The following is an 18075-nucleotide window of genomic DNA, read 5'->3' on the forward strand; positions in this document are numbered from 1 at the left end:
GCCGGTTAGGGGATTGAACGTTTTGCGGCACGCCCGACACCGGTAGCGTGGAAGCCCGTGAGCCTGGCCATGTCGGTATAGCTCGGCCCCTCCACAATGAGGACAGCTCGTGCACGTGGTGGCGAGCATATCCCGGATCTCCCCAGCTTCAGCTCCCTTGCTCCATTCATTCAGCATTTCACGAATGACGCCCCGCTGCTCCGGTGACAGCTCAATTAATTGTGCCGCTAGCGCACTGAACTCACTCTTCTTCATCGCCGCCTCCCATGTCTGCAAGTACTTGTCAGACCTGAGTTTGGGCGGGCAGTTCCACACCTAGCCGCGACATAGCCTTTTTTTTCGCCGAAAGCCCCGAAAATAGCCCAGGGCTATTTATATGATTCGTATACGTTTCGTATAAATAGCCCTGGGCGCTTTTTTTGCTATCGCGGGCGGGCGCACGATTGGGATCGCCGTGAAACGCGGCGCGGGCGGGGTGCAAGAATATCAATTCGATAACGCGATGGGAGGATTGGCGATGCGCACCACTACAGTTGTTCGGGCCGCCGCGGGCGCGCTAGGCGCGCTCTGCCTGCTGGCCCCTCATGCGGCGCGGGCCGGCATGTTCGACGCCGGCCTGCCGCCCGGCTGGTCCTGCGCCGGGGACTGCGGCACGCTCGGCCCGGACGGCGCCGTCACCGCCGCCCCGCTCGGCGGCGAGCGCTACGCGTATATCACCACGCTGGACGGCGTCGCCGGCAACGTCCTGGCCGGCGTGGAGGACCAGGAACCGGGCTATTCGGGGACCACGCTGAGGTCGCCGTCATTCAGCACCACCGCCACCGGCGGCCTGCTGGAATTCCACGTCAACTACGTCACCAGCGACGGCAGCAATTTCATGGACTACGCCTGGGTGCGGCTGCTGGACGCCAGCGGCGCCCCTCCCGGGATGCTGTTCTCGGCCCGCACCCGCGGCGACGGCCCGACGGTTCCCGGCCTCGGCATGCCCGCGCCGCAGGCCGACATCGTCCCCTTCCCCACCCCGTTCTTCGGCGGCGCGCCGGTCTGGAGTCCGCTGGCCCTGTCGTCCGGCACTTGCTACGAGGCGGGCTGCGGCTACACCGGCTGGCTGCACGTGGTCTACGCGATTCCCGGGGCGGGCGACTTCCGGCTGGAGTTCGGCGCCGTCAACTGGGTGGACAACGAGCACCACTCCGGCCTGGCCGTGGACAACGTGACGCTGGACGGCGTGACCCTGGCCGTGCCCGAGCCGTCGTCCTGGGCCATGCTGCTGGCCGGCTTGGGCGTCGTCGCCTCCGCGCTACGGCGCCGGGTCTAAAAAAGCGCGCACCCTCGCCGCGCGCCGTGATATAGTTGCTCACTCAAGTATATTTCAAGGATTAGTCATGGATGAATTAAACAACCGGCACGGCGAGGCGGCGCTGGACTTTTGCCTGCGGCTGGCGCGGGCCCAGGCGGCGATGGTGCGGCGGCTGGACGCGGCGCTGGGCGGCCACTTCGGCGTGAGCTTCGGCGACTTCATGCTGCTGCTGCACCTGGCGCGGGCGCCTGGCGGGCGGCTGCGGCGCGTGGACCTGGCCGAGCGCCAGGGGCTGACCGCGTCCGGCGTCACGCGCACCCTGCTGCCGCTGGAGAAGACGGGCCTGGTGGGCCGCCAGCCGGACCCGCGCGACGCGCGCGTCGGCTACGCCGTCATCACGCCGGCCGGCCACACGCTGCTGGACAACGCGATGGTGACGGCGCGCGAGGTGAGCGCCGAGCTGCTGCAGCACGCGGCGCCCGGGCAGCTGGACGGGCTTGCCGCCGTGCTGGGCGCCGTGGCCGGGATGAATTTGACGAATTCGTAGGGCGGACTCGCAGTCCGCCGGATGCATGCCGGCCCGCTCGCATCCGGCGGCCTATGAGGCCGCCCTACGCAAATCCCCTCAATCCGCCCTGAAGCTCTGCCCCAGCGACAGCGGCTTGTTGAGCAGGATGGTCTTGGGGTCGCGGCAGATGTAGACCAGCACCGCGATGGTGGCCAGGTAGGGCAGCATGGACAGGAACTCGGACGGCACCGCCAGCCCGAAACCCTGTCCATGGAACTGCAGCACCGTCACGCCGCCGAACAGGTAGGAGCCCAGCACCACGCCGCGCGGCTTCCACGTGGCGAACACCACCAGCGCCAGCGCGATCCAGCCGCGCCCCGCCGTCATGCCTTCGACCCACATCGGCGTCAGCGCCATCGACATGTAGGCGCCGGCCAGGCCGGCCATGGCGCCGCCGAACATCACCGCGCCGTAGCGCAGCGCGATCACGTGGAAGCCGATCGCGTGCGCGCTGTGCGGCGACTCGCCCACCGCCCGCACCAGCAGGCCCAGACGGGTGCGCGCCAGCATCCAGCCCACCGCCACCGTCAGCAGCAGCGAGGCGTAGACCATGGCGTCGAAGCGGAACAGCAGCGGCCCCACGAACGGCAGGTCCGACAGCACCGGAAAGGCCAGCTTTCGCAGCGGCGCCACGGTCTGCCCCACCAGGCCGCGCCCGATGAAGGCGGACAGGCCGACGCCGAACAGCGTCAGCGCCAGGCCGGTGGCCACCTGGTTGGTCTGCAGGGTCAGCACCAGGAAGGCGAACAGCAGCGCCATCAAGGCGCCGGCGCCCATGGCGGCGAGCAGGCCCAGGCCGCCGTTGCCGCTGGCCAGCGTGACGGAAAAGCCCATCACGGCGCCCACCAGCATCATGCCCTCCAGGCCCAGATTGAGCACGCCGGCGCGCTCGGCCACCAGTTCGCCGGTGGCGGCCAGCACCAGCGGCGTGGCCGCGCCGGCGGTGCTGGCGAGGAAGGCGATCAACAGTTCGGGATTCATGACGCGGCTCCTTGTGGCGGCACCGGCGTGGCGCGCACGCGCGGCTTGAAGCGGTAGTGGATGAACAGGTCCGCCGCCAGCAGGTAGAACAGCAGCAGGCCCTGGAACAGGCCGGTGATGGCGTTGGGCAGCTGCAGCTCGATCTGCGCGGTCTCGCCGCCGATGTAGAGCAGCGACATCAGCAGGGACGCCAGCAGCACGCCCAGCGGATGCAGCCGCCCCACGTAGGCGACGATGATGGCGGCGAAGCCGTAGCCGGGCGACACCGACGGCTGCAGCTGGCCGATCGGCCCCGCCACCTCGCCCAGGCCCGCCAGGCCGGCCAGCGCGCCGCTGATCAGGAAGGCAGCCCACACGTTGCGCCGCTCGCTGAAGCCGGCGTAGGCGGCCGCCATCGGCGCCATGCCGCTGACCCGCATGCGGTAGCCGGCGAAGGTGCGGCTGCAGAAGAACCACGCGCCCGCCACCACCGCCAACGACAGGATGAAGGCGGCGTTCACGCGCAGGCCCTCCCACAGCAGCGGCAGCAGCGCCGCGTCGTGGAACATCTTCGATTGCGGGAAGTTGAAGCCGGCCGGGTCGCGCAGCGGGCCGTGCACCAGGTAGCTCAGGAACAGGTAGGCCACGTACACCAGCATCAGGCTGACCAGGATCTCGCTGGTGTTGAAGCGGGTGCGCAACAGCGCGGGGATCGCGGCCCAGGCCATGCCGCCCAGCGCGCCGGCCAGCATCATCAGCGGCAGCAGCCAGGCCGCCTCCACGCCGTCGAAGCGCAGCGCCACCCAGCCCGCCGCGATGGCGCCCATGGTGAGCTGGCCGTCGGCGCCGATGTTGGCGACGTTGGCGCGGAAACCCAGCGCCAGCCCCACGCCGCACAGGATCAGCGGCGTGGCCTTGAGCAGCAGTTCGCCCACGCCGTACAGCGTGGTGGCCGGGCTGATGAAGTAAACGTAAAACGCGTGCAGCGGCTTCTGCCCCAGGAACCAGAACAGCAGGGAACCGGTGAGCAGCATGGCCGCCGCCGCGATCAGGGGCGAGGCGAGCATCATCGCCCGCGACGGTTCGGGACGCGCTTCAAGCCGGAACATGTTCAGCTCCTTGATGGTGGTTGGCGGCAGCGCCGGCGGCATGCTCGAAGTCTCCGCTCATCCACACGCCGATCTGGTTGACGCTGGTGTCGGCCACGCGCACCGCGCGCGACAGGCGGCCTTTGGCCAGCACGGCGATCCGGTCGCACATCATGAACAGTTCCTCGATCTCCTCGGACAGCACCAGCACCGCCACGCCCTGGTCGCGCATGTCGATGATGGCCTGGCGTATCAGCATGGCGGCGCCGATGTCGACGCCCCAGGTGGGCTGGGCCAGCACCAGCACCTTCGGCGCCAGCGCGATCTCGCGGCCGACGATGAACTTTTGCAGGTTGCCGCCCGAGAGGCTGCTGGCGGCCGACTTCTCGCCGCCGCACTTGACGTTGAAGCGCGCGATGACGCCGCGCGCGAAGTCGCGTATCGGCCCGCGCTGGATCAGGCCCCGCTTCACCATGCCGGTGGCGCCGGCCGGCATGTAGCCGGTCAGCAGCGCGTTGTCGGCCAGCGACAGCTCGGGCACGGCGCCCCGCCCCAGGCGCTCCTCGGGCACGAAGCACATGCCCAGCTCGCGCCGCTGCGCGGGATTGAGCGTGCCGGCCGCCTGGCCCAGCAACTGCAAGGCCTGCGGCGTGGACAACGGCAGTTCGCCCGATATGGCCTTCAGCAGCTCCTGCTGGCCGTTGCCGGACACGCCGGCGATGCCGACGATCTCGCCGGCGCGCAGCTGCAGGCTGACGTCCTTGAGCACCGTGCCGAAGGGGTCGATGGTGGCCAGGTTCAGCTTGTCCACCGCCATGCGCACCTCGCCCGGCTCGCGCGGCGCCAGGCGGCACACCGGCAGGTCGCGCCCTATCATCAACTCCGCCAGCGAGTGCGCGGTCTCCTCGCGCGGCACGGCGGTGCCGGACACGCGGCCGCCGCGCAGCACGGTGGCCTTGTCGCACAGGGCCTGGATCTCGTCGAGCTTGTGGCTGATGTACAGGATGCTGCAACCCTCGGCCGCCAGCCGGCGCAGCGACTCGAACAGCTTGAGCACCGCGTCCGGCGTCAGCACCGAGGTCGGCTCGTCCATGATCAGCAGGCGCGGCGACTGCAGCAGGCAGCGCACGATCTCCACGCGCTGCCGCTCGCCCACCGACATGCTGTGCACCAGCCGCTCAGGGTCCAGCGGCAGCCCGTATTCCTCGGACACCTTGCGGATGCGCGGCGCCAGTTGCGCCGGCGAGGCCTTGTCGTCCAGCGCCAGCGCGATGTTCTCGGCCACGGTGAGCGTGTCGAACAGCGCGAAGTGCTGGAACACCATGCCGATGCCCAGCTTGCGCGCGGCCGACGGCGACGCGATGCGCACCGGATCGCCCTCCCACAGGATCTCGCCGGCGTCGGGATGGGTGACGCCGTAGATGATCTTCATCAGCGTGCTCTTGCCGGCGCCGTTCTCGCCCAGCACCGCGTGTATCTCGCCCGGCATCACGGTGAGGTCCACGCCGTCGTTGGCGACCACGGAGGGGTAGATTTTGGAAATGCCCTTGAGTTTCAGGCGCGGTTCGACGTTCATTTGGATGCGACTCCTTGCCACGGTTGTATACAAACACCATCACGCAATTTGTGTGCCCGGGTTTCCAGCCCGGCGCGCGCCGGCCGCCGGAACAAGGCCTTCCCGCCTGCCCTTGTTTGGAGCGTCCCGCACCAGGAAGCGTCGCGCTTTCACCACGATTGAACATAACTGTATACAAAATTGCGTTCAGTTGCGCATTATTTCGTACACAATGTGAGCACGGTTTTTGCAAGTGTCTGTTTTCACCACAGGAGAACCAGCAGCATGAGCAAGCAGCGTCCCGACCATCCCGCACCCGCCAGGCGCAAGCCCGCCGTCCGCCCATCTTCCGCCCCGGCGGCGGTGGCCGGCGCGCCCGCGAAGCGCGGCACCACGGCGGTCGACCTGCGCATCTACCGCGCCGTGTTCAATGCCGTCATGAGCCACCGCCTGCCGCCCGGCACCCACCTGGGCGAGGCGGACTTCTGCGAGCTGTACCAGGTCAGCCGCACCACCGTGCGCAAGGCCCTGCAGCGGCTCGCGCACGACCACATCATCGAACTGCGCCCCAACCGCGGCGCGGTGATCGCCTCCCCCACGCCGGACGAGGCGCGTGAAATCTTCGCCGCGCGCCGCGCCATCGAACGCGAGATCGTGCCGCTGGCCATCGCCAACGCCACGCCCGCGTCGCTGCAGCGCATCCACGCGGCGATGGCCGAGGAAAACGCGGCGCGCCAGAGCGGCGACCGCGCCAACTGGATACGCCTGGGCGGCGAGTTCCACCTGCTGCTGGCCGAGCTGGCCGGCAACCGCGTGCTGCAGCGCTTCATGGCCGAACTGGTGTCGCGCTGCTCGCTCATCATCGCCCTGTACGAAAGCCCCGGCGCCCACATGTGCGGCAACGACGAACACGCGCGCCTGGTCACGCTGATCGAGGAAGGCGAGACCGTGGAGGCGGTCGCCCTGATCGAACACCATTTGCTGGAAATCGAATCGCGCCTGCGCCTGCGCGAGACAAGAAGAAAAGTGAAACTGGCCGAGGTGCTGGACGTGGCCTGAGTGCGGGTGCGAAGAACCTGGCACTGTCCTTGCTAAAGCCGTCTTGCAGTAAGCGCGATTGAAGTAAGCGCGATCAAACCACCACCCATCCAACCTGGAGTTGAAAAACATGTTCAAGCAGACCCTCGCCCGCGGCGCAGCCCTCGCCCTACTCGCCACCGCCGCCTGCGGCGCGCAAGCCGCCGACTGGAGCGACACGTCGATCGGCTACCGCTACGGCACCAAGTTCGCCGAGCCATTCAACCCCGTGGACATCAAGAAGAACATCTTCAACCTCACCCATGCCAGCGGCTACAAGTACGGCAGCAACTTCTTCAACGCGGACATGCTCTTCTCCGACAAGAACGATCCCTCCAGCGCTGGCGCCAGCAGCGGCGCGCACGAGGTCTATGTGCTGTACCGCCACACGCTGGACCTGGGCAAGGTGAGCGGCAAGGACATCAAGTTCGCCGGCGTGCGCGGCGTGGGCCTGACCGCCGGCTTCGACATGAACACCAAGACCGACGCCGGCTACAACTCCAAGAAGCGCATGCTGGTCGTCGGTCCCACGCTGATGGTGGACGTGCCGGGCTTCCTGAACGTGAGCCTGCTGGCCCTGTGGGAAAGCAACGCGCCGTACAACACCTTCTCCAACACCCGCACGCCGCGCTACGACTACGACGTGCATCCGATGCTGAACGCGGCGTGGGCCATTCCGTTCAACGCCGGCATCCCGCTGTCGTTCGAGGGTTTCGCCAACTTCATCGCCAGCAAGGGCAAGAACGAATTCGGCGGCGACACCGCCCGCGAGACCAATATCGACATGCAGATCATGTACGACATGAGCGGCATGGTGGGGGCCGGCAAGAACACCTTCAAGGTCGGCGTCGAGTACCAGTACTGGAAGAACAAATTCGGCAACAGCGACAAGGGCAACCCGGGCGCCACCGCGAAGACGCCGATGATACGCGCCGAATACCATTTCTAAGCATATCCGCTGACCACACCTGAGAGGACGAACACAATGAACCGCCGCAAACTGCTGACCCTTGCCACCCTGGCCGCCGTCGTCGCTGTCTCCGCCTTCAGCCCCGCCTACGCGCAGGAGCCATTGAAAGTGGGCTTCGTGTACGTGGGACCGGTGGGCGACGCCGGCTGGACCTACGCGCACGACCAGGGCCGGCTGGAGATGGAGAAGAACCTGGGCGCCAAGGTCAAGACCACCTTCGTGGAAAGCGTGCCCGAGGGCGCGGACTCCGAGCGCGTGATCCGCAAGCTGGCGGCCGACGGCAACAAGCTCATTTTCACCACCTCGTTCGGCTACATGAACCCGACCGAGAAGGTGGCGAAGGCCTTCCCCAACGTGGTGTTCCAGCACGCCACCGGCTTCAAGACCGCCAAGAACCTGGGCAATTACGAGACGCGCATATATGAAGGCGCCTACCTGCTGGGCATCATCGCGGGCAAGATGACCAAGACCAAGACGCTGGGCGTGGTGGCCTCCTTCCCCATCCCCGAGGTGATCCGCAACATCAACGCCTTCACCATGGGCGCGCAGAGCCAGAACCCCGGCATCAAGACCAAGGTGATCTGGGTGAACTCCTGGTACGACCCGGCCAAGGAACGCCAGGCCGCCGAGACCTTGATCGCGCAGGGCGCCGATGTGCTGAACCAGAACACCGATTCGCCGGCCACGCTGCAGGCGGCGCAGGAAAAAGGCGTCTACGCCTTCGGCTGGGATTCGGACATGAGCAAGTTCGCGCCCAAGGCCCACCTGACGGCGGCCACCAACAACTGGGGCGGCTACTACACCGAGACCGCCAAGGCCGTCATGGCCGGCACCTGGAAGCCGGGCGAGGTGCACGGCGGCCTGAAGGAGGACATGGTCCGCATGTCGCCGCTGAACAGCGCGGTGCCGGCGGACGCCGCCAAGGCCTTCGAGGAGAAGAAGAAAGCCATCGCGGCGGGCACCTTCCATCCCTTCCAGGGCCCGGTCAAGGACCAGTCGGGCGCGGTCAAGGTGGCGGCGGGTTCGGTCATGCCGATGAAGGACCTGCTGTCGCTGAACTACTACGTGCAGGGCGTGGAAGGCTCGATTCCGAAGTAAGCGTCGCGTCGTTCCCGCAACCGCGGGAACGACTCGGCCTTACAATGTCGCATCGACACTGCAAGGCTGGACGCGCATGGAAACCAAATGGCTGGAAGACTTCATCTCCCTGGTTGAGACCAACAACTTCAGCCGCTCCGCGGCGCTGCGCCATGTGACGCAGCCGGCGTTCTCGCGCCGCATCCAGTCGCTGGAAAACTGGCTGGGCACGGACCTGATCGACCGCACCTCCTACCCCACGCGGCTGACGCCCGCCGGCGTGGTGTTCTACGAGCAGGCGCTGGAGATGCTGGGCCAGATCAACGGGGTGCGCGAACTGCTGCGCAACAAGCGCGCCGCCGCGCAGAACAGCATCGACCTGGCGGTGCCGCATACGCTGTCGCTGACCTTCATCCCGAAATGGATCACGCGGCTGGAGACCGATTTCGCCCCCATCAACAGCCGCCTGATGGCGCTCAACGTGCACGACGCGGTGCTGCAACTGGTGGACGGCGGCTGCGACCTGCTGCTGTGCTACCACCATCCGCGCCAGCCGGTGCAGCTGGACCCGGGCCGCTACGACATGCTGGTGCTGGGCCGCGAGGCGCTGCGCGCCTACGCCCGCTGCGACAAGACCAGGACGCCCGAATTCACGCTGCCCGGCACCCGCCAGCACCCCCTGCCCTTCCTCTCCTACACCAACAACGCCTACCTGGGTCGCATGGTGGACCTGATACTGGCCGATACCAAAACTCCACTCCACCTGGAAAACCACTACGAGACCGACATGGCCGAGGGCCTGAAAATGATGGCGCTGGAGGGGCGCGGCATCGCCTTCCTCCCGGAGTCCGCCGTGACCCGCGAGCTGAAGCAAAAACAGCTGGCGCCGGCCGACGGCGGCCGCCCCGACTGGGAAATCGAGATGGAGATACGCTTGTACCGCGAACGCCCGTCGCCCTCAAAACCGGGCAAGGCCATCGTCGGCAGGCTGTGGGACTACCTGGAGTCGCTGCACAAATCGTCGGCCCGCAAGCGCCGCGTGCCGGACTCCGAGCGCTAGCATTTTCGCCAAACATCGGATACCAACTCTCAAACTATACATTTTTTGCATAATCGGATGCGCATACAGCATTGGCCCGGTTGAGCCACACGCCCCTATGATTCGCTACACCAACACAGCACCACAAGTGCAGTGTCAACGAAGAACTCAGCGAAAAAACCGGAGCGAAACCATGACCATCCAGCACGCATTGCCGTCCTACCTGAACCCAGAAGACCTCGGCCCTTGGGGCCAGTACCTGCAGCAGATCGACCGCGTCACCCCGCACCTCGGCAGCCTGTCGCGCTGGGTGGAAACCCTGAAGCGCCCGAAGCGCATCCTGACCGTGGACGTGCCCATCGAGCGCGATGACGGCTCGATCGCCCACTACGAGGGCTACCGCGTGCAGCACAATATGTCGCGCGGCCCGGGCAAGGGCGGCGTGCGCTTCCACCAGGACGTGACCCTGTCCGAAGTGATGGCCCTGTCGGCCTGGATGACGGTGAAGAACGCGGCGGTGAACGTGCCTTACGGCGGCGCCAAGGGCGGCATCCGCGTCGATCCCAAGACCCTGTCCAAGAACGAGCTGCAGCGCCTGACCCGCCGCTACACCAGCGAGATCAGCCTGATTATCGGCCCCACCAAGGACATCCCGGCGCCGGACGTGAACACCAACGAACAGGTGATGGCGTGGATGATGGACTCCTACGCCATGATCGAGGGTAACCTCTCCACCGGCGTGGTGACCGGCAAACCGATCTCGCTGGGCGGCTCGCTGGGCCGCCGCGAAGCCACCGGCCGCGGCGTGTTCGTGGTGGGCCGCGAGGCGGCCGCCAAGCGCGGCGTGGCGATCCAGGGCGCGCGGGTCGCGATCCAGGGCTTCGGCAACGTCGGCGGCGTGGCCGCCACCATGTTCGCCGAGGCGGGCGCCAAGGTCATCGCGGTGCAGGACCACACCGGCACCGTGGTGCACGCCGGCGGCCTGGATGTGGCCCAGTTGCACAAGCACGTGGCCGAAACCGGCGGCGTGAAGGGCTTCCCCGGCATCGAGCAGTTCATGGACCGCGACGCTTTCTGGGGCATCGAATCGGACATCCTGATCCCGGCCGCGCTGGAACAGCAGATCACCGCCGCCAACGCGCCGCTGATCCGCACCAAGATCATCCTGGAGGGCGCCAACGGCCCGACCACGCCGGAGGCGGACGACATCCTGACCGGGCGCGACATCCTGATCGTGCCGGACGTGCTGGCCAACGCCGGCGGCGTGACCGTGTCCTACTTCGAGTGGGTGCAGGACTTCTCCAGCTTCTTCTGGAGCGAGGACGAGATCAACGCCCGCCTGACCCGCATCATGCAGGAAGCGTTCAACGCCGTGTGGAATGTAAGCATTGACAAGAAAGTAACGCTGCGCACCGCCACCTTCATCCTGGCCTGCACGCGCGTGCTGCAAGCCCGCGAAGTGCGCGGCCTGTACCCTTGATGCAAGCGCGATCAACGCGCTGAGTAAGTGAAATCCACAGGCCGCAAGGGCCCCGCGCACGCCGATATTGTTGGTAATATAAGATATAAGCCATAACCAGTCATCACCACGCCTGCCCTGGCTTATGCTCGGGCAGGCGTTTTTCGCATCCGGAAAAGGAACTCCAGCATGAGCACTTTGGAACAGAAAGCCCTCGAATACCACAGAGCCGGCGGCGCCGGCAAGATCGCCACCGCTGTCACCAAGAGCGTGGCCACCCAGGACGACCTGGCGCTGGCCTACTCGCCCGGCGTGGCCGTGCCATGCGTGGAAATACAACGCGACCCGGCGCTGGCCTACGAATACACGGCCAAGGGCAACCTGGTGGCCGTGATCACCAACGGCACCGCCGTGCTCGGACTGGGCAACATCGGCGCGCTGGCGGGCAAGCCCGTCATGGAGGGCAAGGTGGTGCTGTTCAAGAAGTTCGCCGGCATCGACTCCTTCGACATCGAGATCGACGAGACCGATCCGGACAAGCTGGTCGAGATCATCGCCTCGCTGCACCCGACCTTCGGCGGCATCAACCTGGAAGACATCAAGGCGCCGGAATGCTTCTATATCGAGCGAAAGCTGCGCGAACGCCTGTCGATCCCGGTGTTCCATGACGACCAGCACGGCACCGCCATCGTGGTCGGCTCGGGCCTGCTGAACGCGGTGGAAATGACGGGCCGCGACATCGCCGAGATCAAGATCGTCTGCTCCGGCGCCGGCGCGGCGGCCATCGCCTGCCTGGAACTGATCCTGTCACTGGGCGCGCGCCGCGAGAACATCTTCGTCTGCGACAGCAAGGGCGTGCTGACCACCGCGCGCGAGCTGGATGGCGAGAAGAAGGCATGGGCGCGCGACACCGTCGCCACCAGGCTGTCCGAAGTGATCGAAGGCGCGGACGTGTTCCTGGGCCTGTCCGGTCCCGGCCTGCTGTCGCAGGCGGACGTTAAGAAGATGGGCAAGCAGCCCATCATCTTCGCGCTGGCCAATCCCGAGCCCGAACTGCGTCCCGAACTGGTGCGCGAAGTGGCGCCGGACGCCATCATCGCCACCGGCCGTTCGGACTACCCGAACCAGATCAACAACGCGCTGTGCTTCCCCTACCTGTTCCGCGCCGCGCTGGACTCGGGCGCCACGACCATCAACCAGGAAATGAAGATCGCCTGCGTGACGGCGCTGGCCGGCATGGCGCGCAGCGACGCGCGCTTCGGCAAGGATTACGTGGTGCCGGGCCTGCTGGACCCACGCCTGCTGAGCGGCGTGACGCCGAAGATCGCGCAAGCGGCCTTCCGCAGCGGTGTGGCGCGCAAAGACCTCGACGTCGAGGAATACGCCGCGCGCCTGGTCAAGCTGGCCGAGACGCTGATCTAGTCAAAACCGGGGACAGACCACGTTTTCGGAGAAATATTTCCCGAAAAACGTGGTCTGTCCCCGGTTTTTTGGCATGGGACGCCGAACGCGGGTCTGTCCCCACAGGCCACCTACGCGCGCTTGCGCTGCGCCACCCACTCGTTCACCACCCGCTCCAGCACCGTCAACGGCAAGGCGCCGTGCATCAGCACCTCGTTGTGGAACTGCTTGAGATCGAATTTCCCGCCCAGTTCCTCGCGCGCCTGCTCGCGCAGCGCCAGTATCTTCAGCATCCCCACCTTGTACGCCAGCGCCTGCCCCGGCGCCACGAAATAGCGCTCCACCTCCGCCGTCACATCGCCCTCGCTCATGCCGGTGTTGTCCATCATGTAGGCGATGGCCTGCTCGCGGGTCCAGTGCTTGTAGTGGATGCCCGAATCGACCACCAGCCGCGTGGCCCGCATCATCTCGTCGCGCAGGCGGCCCAGGTTGTCCAGCGGCGTCTTCTCGAATCCCAGCTCGCTGGCCAGGCGCTCGGCATACAGCGCCCAGCCCTCCTGGTAGGCCGTGAACGGAATCACCTTGCGGAAGAACGGCACGCCCTGCAACTCCTGCGCGATCTGGATCTGGAAATGGTGGCCCGGTATGCCCTCGTGGTAGGCCAGCGTGCGCATGGCGAACTTCGGCGTCTCGCCCGGCGCGCGCATATTGGCGTAGAAGATGCCGGGACGCGAGCCGTCGAACGCGCCTGGCATGTAGTAGGCGCCCGGCGCCGATTCCTGCGACGCGGCGGGCACGGCCTGCACCTGCACGCCCAGCTTGGGCCGCACTTCGAACGCCGCCCCCAGCCCCTGGTTGACCTCGTCCAGTATCGACTGGTAGTGCGCCAGCATGGCCTTCCTGCCCTCTTCCGTGTTGGCGTACTGCTGCTCCGGCCGCGCCGCCAGTTGCTGCACGCGCTTGCCTATGCTGCCCTCGGCGAGGCCTTGCTCCTTCAGGATCGCGTCCATCTCGGCGCCCACGCGGGCCACCTCGGCCAGGCCCAGCCTGTGCACCTGTTGCGGCGTCATATTGGTGGTGGTGTGCATGCGCACCGCCCAGGCGTAGTACTCGTCGCCGTCCGGAAGGCTCCAGGCGCCGTTGTTTTCGGTGGCCCGCGATTGCAGCGCCGTGAAGTGGGCGATCATGTTGCGGTAGGCCGGATAGACCCTGTCGTTGAGGGCAGCGTCGGTTTTCTCCAGCAGTTTCGCGCGTGCCGCGTCGTCCAGGTCGGCCACTTTGAGCAACTTGTCGCGCATGCTGGTGTACAACGGATTGAGTTGCGTCGGCGTGGCGACGAACTCGTTCATCTGCTTCAGCACCTTCTCCACGGTGAAGCGCGGCGGCACGATGCCCTTGCTTTCGCTGACCCGCAGCGTGGCCAGCACCTGGTCGAACTTTTGCGGGAAGCGCTGCAGGCGGGTGATGTAGTTTTCCGCCTCGCCCCTGCTTTCCACCTGGTGCACCTGCACCATGAAGTCCGGCAGCGTGCTCTGGATGCCGGCCATCTGATTCACGGGGAAGGCATGGTACTGGTATGGCTCGCCGTCCGCCTGGATCTTCATGAAGTAGCGCAGCGTGTCGTAGGACAGCTTGCCGTCGCGATCCAGGCCGGAGCGGTCGTAACTGTCCAGCGTGGCCAGGTCCTCCTTCAGGCGCGCCATCTGCCTGCTGGCGTTTTCGGGCGAGGCGTCGTCCAGCTCGCCGCTGTAGAAGTCCAGCCAGCCGGGCAGGATGCGCATGGACGACAGCATTTCCGGGCTGTCCAGCGCGAACACGGCGAACACGCGGGTGTAGAACCAGTCCAGCCGCATCGGCTTGAAGTGGGAGGTGTGGGTGATCAGCGCCACCGCCACCAGCAACAACGCCATCAGCGCCGTCAACAGCCATATCGCCACGCGTTTCATGTATGCCGCTCCAGAATACTCAAAGTGGAGAGCATTATAATTTAGACATGCAGCCTTGCGTGTCGGGTGATTACCACGCGCAGGTGCGCAGCCCGGCGAAGGCGTCGTCCCTGGCCGGCAAATGGAATTGACGGAACTTGGCCGACCCGAGCCGCGACGGCGTGGCGAACGAGGCGCCGCGCAGCACCTGGTTCGTGGCGAAATGCGGCGCTGAGTATTCCCGGTATGGCCCCGGCTCGAAGCCAGGATACGGCTCGAACGGCGTCGCCGTCCATTCCCACAAATTCCCCCAGCGGAACGCGGCGTGCCCGGAAAGCGCCGCGTACTCCCATTCGGCCTCGGTCGGCAAGCGGCGCTGCGCCCAGGCGCAATAGGCCTGCGCCTCGTACAGGCTGACATGGCGCACCGGCTCGTGCGCGGCCAGCGTGCACAGGCGCCCGAAGCGCATCGCACGCCACTGCCCCGCGTCGCGCTGCCAGTAGCGCGGCGCCACCCGCTCCTGCCGCATCAGCCAGTCGCGCCCGGAAGGGCTCCAGAACTGCGCGCGCTGATAGCCGCCGTCGGCCACGAAGTCGCCGAACTGCGCGTTGCTCACCAGCGCCGCGTCCATGCGGAACGGCGGCACGTGGCAGGGGAAGGCCTCCAGCTCGTTGTCGAACACGAAACCGCCCTCGCGCGCGCTGCCCAGCTGCAGCGTGCCGCCCGGGAAGGCGATCTCGGACGGCTGCAACCATGCCGGCTCGTCGTGCGTCAGCGCCGCCGGCGCGGACAGGCCCAGCGACTGCAGCGCCGACAGCATGGCCTCGCCCCGCATGTCCTCGTGCGCCAGCGCCAGCCGGTAGGGGTAGAGCGACGCGTCGTCCGCGTCCGCGCGGGACAGCTTGTCCAGCACGCGGTCCAGCACCTCGTGGCAATAGGTTTTCAGCGCGCCGGGGCTGGGCAGGTCCAGGTTCCAGCGCATCTGGTGCGGCACGGTGTTGGCGTCGAACCAGTCGTCGCCCTTGCTCAGCATGGAGGTGCGCAGGGCGTCGGCCGGATGGCTGGACTCGGCCTCGCGCAGCACGAACCACTCCGCGAACCAGGCGATGCGTCCCAGTTCCCACAAGGGCGGGTTCAGCGTGCGCAACTGCGGCACGCGCTGCGCCGCGTCCAGTCCCTCGGCGGCGTAGCGGTCGAACAGCGCAAGCGTATAATCCCGCGCATGCCGCAAGCCGTCAGCCAGCTGGTCCGGCCGGGCGTTGCGGAACGACGCGACCATCGCCCCCTTGTTTGAACCCGTACTTGAACTCGTATTTGAACTCATAACCCGATTGTAACCGGAACAAAATCCCATGAGCACCAACGAACCGATCAAACTCACCTCCTTCTCGCACGGCGGCGGTTGCGGCTGCAAGATAGCGCCCGGCGTGCTGTCCGAGATCCTGAAGAACTCGCACGGCTTCCCGGTGCCGAAGGAACTGCTGGTCGGCATCGAGACCGCCGACGACGCCGCCGTCTACCAGCTCAACGACGAGCAGGCGCTGATCGCCACCACAGACTTCTTCATGCCCATCGTCGACGACCCGTACGACTTCGGCCGCATCGCCGCCACCAACGCGATTTCGGACGTGTACGCGATGGGCGGCACACCCATCATGGCACTGGCCCTGGTCGGCATGCCGATCAACAAGCTGCCGCTGGAGACCATCGGCCAGATCATCAAGGGCGGCGAGGCGATCTGCGCCGAGGCCGGCATCCCGATCGCGGGCGGGCACACCATCGATTCCGTGGAGCCCATCTACGGCCTGGTGGTCATGGGCCTGGTGCACCCGTCCAAGGTGAAGCGCAACTCGGCCGCCCGGCCGGGCGACGTGCTGGTGCTGGGCAAGCCGCTGGGCGTGGGCGTGCTATCGGCCGCGCTGAAGAAGGGCGCGCTGGACGCGGACGGCTACGCCGCCATGATCGCCAACACCACCAAGTTGAACAAGCCGGGCAAGGCGCTGGCCGACATGGCCGGCGTGCACGCGATGACCGACGTGACGGGCTTCGGCCTGCTGGGCCACCTGCTGGAACTGGCGCGCGGCGCCGGGCTGGCGGCGAAACTGGAGATGGCGAAAATCCCCCTGTTGCCCGGCGTTGAAAAGCTGGCGGCGGACGGCTATTTCACCGGCGCCTCCGGCCGCAACTGGGACGCCTACGGCAAGGACGTGGACCTGGACGCGGGCATCCAGCCCGCGCAGCACGCGCTGCTGACGGACCCGCAAACCTCCGGCGGCCTGCTGGTGGCCTGCGATCCCGCCAGCGTGGACGAGGTGCTGGCGCTGTTCGCGCGCGAAGGCTTCGAGTCGGCCGCCGTCATCGGCGCCATGGCAGCCGGCGCGCCGCGCGTCGGCGTCGCGCTCTGAACGGAGGCTTGCCCATGATGACACGCACGCTCCTCGCCGCGGGCGCCGCCCTGCTCTGCTCCACTGTGGCGCAAGCCAGCCAGGACGCGTACGCGCGCGCGCAGGTCATGGTCGATGTGGGAGGACGCAAGCTCAATATGTACTGCATGGGCAGCGGCTCGCCCACCGTGATTTTCGAGGCCGGCGGCGGACGCGCGGGCTGGGACTGGGCCGCCGTGCAGCCCGAGGTGGCCAAGCGCACCCGCGCCTGCGTCTACGACCGCGCCGGCATGGGCTTCAGCGAGCCGCTCACCCGCCCCGCCACCTCCGGCAACGCGGCCAAGGACCTGAACTTCCTGCTCAAGAACGCGCGCCTGCAGCCTCCCTACGTCCTGGTCGGCAATTCCTACGGCGGCATGGTGGCGCAGCAGTACGCCTACCGCAACCGCGCCAACGTGGCGGGCCTGGTGCTGCTGGACGCGCAGCACGAGGACGCGCAGAGGCGCCTGGACGCGCTGACCGGCGGCCGCATGTCGCAGATGGACGCCGCCAATGCGGACATGGTCCGCAACTGCCTGGCGGGCGCCGAAAAAGGCTTCGAAGCCGGTTCGGAACTGGAAAAAACGTGCGCGCTGGGCGGCCGGGAGAACGCGGAGCCGAAGGTGGCCTCGGCGCAAGCGGCCATGCAGCGCAAGCCATCCTACTGGCGCGCCCACGCCTCGGAAATCGAGAATGTATACAGCGCCAGCTCCGACCAGCTGCGCGCCGCCCGCAAGCCCTTCGGCGACCTGCCGCTGGTGTCGCTGACGCGCGGCGTCAGCCCCTACCTGATCCCCGGCCAGCCGCAAAGCGACACCAACAAGGCCGTCGAGGCCGAGAACAAGGCGATGCAGGACGAGGTGACCGCCCTGTCCACGCGCGGCGTGAACCGCGTGGTGCCCGACGCGCCCCACGCCATCCACCTCGGCAAACCGGAAGCGGTGGTCGCGGCGGTGATGGAGGTGCTGGACATGCTGAAGTAACAACACAACGCCGGCGCGCCTTCGAGCGCGGTGACGGATCTCACGCGCAGCGCCGGCAAATCTTCCGCGCCGCACAAATGAGCTTGACAAGGCTCAAGCTCATCCCGTACATTTAAGCCATGTTCCCGCATCCGCACCTATCCACCTTCCTGTCGCCGGCTCCTAGCGCCCTATCGCTAGCGTCGCGCCTACTAGCACGCGCCTAAGAAGTACCTTCTTAGCACCGCGTCTCAGTCGTACCCTCGCGCCG

General features: G+C 66.9%; 15 protein-coding genes and 1 pseudogene. 10 read left to right on the forward strand and 6 right to left on the reverse strand.

Features of this window, described 5'->3' with window-relative positions; all coding sequences use genetic code 11:
* Positions 1–114 (reverse strand): annotated as a pseudogene (locus tag BM436_RS38110) (transposase); the annotation flags it as partial.
* A gap of 403 nt (positions 115–517) precedes the next feature.
* Between BM436_RS38110 and BM436_RS38115 the strand changes: the two are divergent.
* Positions 518–1318 (forward strand): NF038132 family protein, encoded by an 801-nt coding sequence (locus BM436_RS38115; protein WP_143133372.1) that lies wholly within the window; start codon positions 518–520, stop codon positions 1316–1318.
* A gap of 67 nt (positions 1319–1385) precedes the next feature.
* Positions 1386–1847, forward strand: coding sequence for a MarR family winged helix-turn-helix transcriptional regulator (locus BM436_RS30010; RefSeq protein WP_093559730.1), 462 nt, complete (start codon positions 1386–1388; stop codon positions 1845–1847).
* Between the two features lie 78 nt (positions 1848–1925).
* Here the strand turns inward: BM436_RS30010 and BM436_RS30015 are convergent, their stop codons facing one another.
* The 3 genes from BM436_RS30015 to BM436_RS30025 are packed head-to-tail and all read right to left on the reverse strand — an operon-like array spanning position 1926 to position 5492.
* The gene (locus BM436_RS30015; protein ID WP_093559732.1) at positions 1926–2849 is read right to left on the reverse strand and encodes an ABC transporter permease; all 924 of its coding nucleotides are present in this window, start codon (positions 2847–2849) and stop codon (positions 1926–1928) included.
* Positions 2846–3937, reverse strand: coding sequence for an ABC transporter permease (locus BM436_RS30020; RefSeq protein WP_093559825.1), 1092 nt, complete (start codon positions 3935–3937; stop codon positions 2846–2848). Before BM436_RS30020 ends, BM436_RS30015 begins: the two co-directional genes overlap by 4 nt.
* A complete protein-coding gene (locus tag BM436_RS30025) occupies positions 3924–5492 on the reverse strand; it encodes an ABC transporter ATP-binding protein (RefSeq protein WP_093559734.1) in 1569 nt (522 codons plus the stop codon). The genes BM436_RS30020 and BM436_RS30025 overlap by 14 nt, the downstream gene beginning before the upstream one ends.
* A gap of 264 nt (positions 5493–5756) precedes the next feature.
* Here BM436_RS30025 and BM436_RS30030 point away from each other — a divergent pair, with 264 nt between their 5' ends.
* The 6 genes from BM436_RS30030 to BM436_RS30055 all read left to right on the forward strand — a co-directional run bounded on the left by BM436_RS30030 (position 5757) and on the right by BM436_RS30055 (position 12515).
* Positions 5757–6530, forward strand: coding sequence for a GntR family transcriptional regulator (locus tag BM436_RS30030; RefSeq protein WP_093559736.1), 774 nt, complete (start codon positions 5757–5759; stop codon positions 6528–6530).
* A gap of 109 nt (positions 6531–6639) precedes the next feature.
* A complete protein-coding gene (locus BM436_RS30035; RefSeq protein ID WP_093559827.1) occupies positions 6640–7497 on the forward strand; it encodes an outer envelope protein in 858 nt (285 codons plus the stop codon).
* Positions 7498–7533: 36 nt separating this feature from the next.
* Positions 7534–8616, forward strand: coding sequence for a BMP family ABC transporter substrate-binding protein (locus tag BM436_RS30040; RefSeq protein ID WP_093559738.1), 1083 nt, complete (start codon positions 7534–7536; stop codon positions 8614–8616).
* Between the two features lie 76 nt (positions 8617–8692).
* On the forward strand, positions 8693–9655 hold the full coding sequence (locus BM436_RS30045) for a LysR family transcriptional regulator (RefSeq protein ID WP_093559740.1): 963 nt from the start codon (positions 8693–8695) through the stop codon (positions 9653–9655).
* A gap of 172 nt (positions 9656–9827) precedes the next feature.
* The gene (locus BM436_RS30050) at positions 9828–11114 is read left to right on the forward strand and encodes a Glu/Leu/Phe/Val family dehydrogenase (protein ID WP_093559742.1); all 1287 of its coding nucleotides are present in this window, start codon (positions 9828–9830) and stop codon (positions 11112–11114) included.
* Positions 11115–11282: 168 nt separating this feature from the next.
* Positions 11283–12515: a malic enzyme-like NAD(P)-binding protein gene (locus BM436_RS30055; protein WP_093559744.1), complete on the forward strand. Its 1233-nt coding sequence runs from the start codon at positions 11283–11285 to the stop codon at positions 12513–12515.
* Between the two features lie 110 nt (positions 12516–12625).
* Here BM436_RS30055 and BM436_RS30060 read toward each other — a convergent pair whose 3' ends face one another.
* Positions 12626–14440: a DUF885 domain-containing protein gene (locus BM436_RS30060; RefSeq protein ID WP_093559746.1), complete on the reverse strand. Its 1815-nt coding sequence runs from the start codon at positions 14438–14440 to the stop codon at positions 12626–12628.
* A gap of 70 nt (positions 14441–14510) precedes the next feature.
* On the reverse strand, positions 14511–15698 hold the full coding sequence (senA, locus tag BM436_RS30065) for a selenoneine synthase SenA (protein ID WP_177307630.1): 1188 nt from the start codon (positions 15696–15698) through the stop codon (positions 14511–14513).
* A 73-nt stretch (positions 15699–15771) separates the two neighbouring features.
* Between senA and selD the strand changes: the two genes are divergently transcribed.
* Together selD and BM436_RS30075 are read left to right on the forward strand one after the other, a co-directional pair.
* The gene (selD, locus tag BM436_RS30070) at positions 15772–16824 is read left to right on the forward strand and encodes a selenide, water dikinase SelD (protein WP_093559748.1); all 1053 of its coding nucleotides are present in this window, start codon (positions 15772–15774) and stop codon (positions 16822–16824) included.
* 14 nt (positions 16825–16838) lie between these two features.
* A complete protein-coding gene (locus BM436_RS30075) occupies positions 16839–17825 on the forward strand; it encodes an alpha/beta fold hydrolase (protein WP_093559750.1) in 987 nt (328 codons plus the stop codon).
* Positions 17826–18075: the final 250 nt, after the last annotated feature.

The organism is Pseudoduganella namucuonensis (assembly GCF_900116645.1).
Classification (GTDB): Bacteria; Pseudomonadota; Gammaproteobacteria; order Burkholderiales; family Burkholderiaceae_D; genus Rugamonas; species Rugamonas namucuonensis.

Excerpts from the sequence above, each read along its gene's own strand:
- BM436_RS30025 (WP_093559734.1), bottom strand. The coding sequence starts at position 5,492 with ATGAACGTCGAACCGCGCCTGAAACTCAAGGGCATTTCCAAAATCTAC.
- BM436_RS30015 (WP_093559732.1), bottom strand. The coding sequence starts at position 2,849 with ATGAATCCCGAACTGTTGATCGCCTTCCTCGCCAGCACCGCCGGCGCG.
- BM436_RS30010 (WP_093559730.1), top strand. The coding sequence starts at position 1,386 with ATGGATGAATTAAACAACCGGCACGGCGAGGCGGCGCTGGACTTTTGC.
- BM436_RS30030 (WP_093559736.1), top strand. The coding sequence starts at position 5,757 with ATGAGCAAGCAGCGTCCCGACCATCCCGCACCCGCCAGGCGCAAGCCC.
- BM436_RS30050 (WP_093559742.1), top strand. The coding sequence starts at position 9,828 with ATGACCATCCAGCACGCATTGCCGTCCTACCTGAACCCAGAAGACCTC.
- BM436_RS30035 (WP_093559827.1), top strand. The coding sequence starts at position 6,640 with ATGTTCAAGCAGACCCTCGCCCGCGGCGCAGCCCTCGCCCTACTCGCC.
- selD (WP_093559748.1), top strand. The coding sequence starts at position 15,772 with ATGAGCACCAACGAACCGATCAAACTCACCTCCTTCTCGCACGGCGGC.
- BM436_RS30045 (WP_093559740.1), top strand. The coding sequence starts at position 8,693 with ATGGAAACCAAATGGCTGGAAGACTTCATCTCCCTGGTTGAGACCAAC.
- BM436_RS30060 (WP_093559746.1), bottom strand. The coding sequence starts at position 14,440 with ATGAAACGCGTGGCGATATGGCTGTTGACGGCGCTGATGGCGTTGTTG.
- senA (WP_177307630.1), bottom strand. The coding sequence starts at position 15,698 with ATGGTCGCGTCGTTCCGCAACGCCCGGCCGGACCAGCTGGCTGACGGC.
- BM436_RS38115 (WP_143133372.1), top strand. The coding sequence starts at position 518 with ATGCGCACCACTACAGTTGTTCGGGCCGCCGCGGGCGCGCTAGGCGCG.
- BM436_RS30055 (WP_093559744.1), top strand. The coding sequence starts at position 11,283 with ATGAGCACTTTGGAACAGAAAGCCCTCGAATACCACAGAGCCGGCGGC.
- BM436_RS30020 (WP_093559825.1), bottom strand. The coding sequence starts at position 3,937 with ATGTTCCGGCTTGAAGCGCGTCCCGAACCGTCGCGGGCGATGATGCTC.
- BM436_RS30075 (WP_093559750.1), top strand. The coding sequence starts at position 16,839 with ATGATGACACGCACGCTCCTCGCCGCGGGCGCCGCCCTGCTCTGCTCC.
- BM436_RS30040 (WP_093559738.1), top strand. The coding sequence starts at position 7,534 with ATGAACCGCCGCAAACTGCTGACCCTTGCCACCCTGGCCGCCGTCGTC.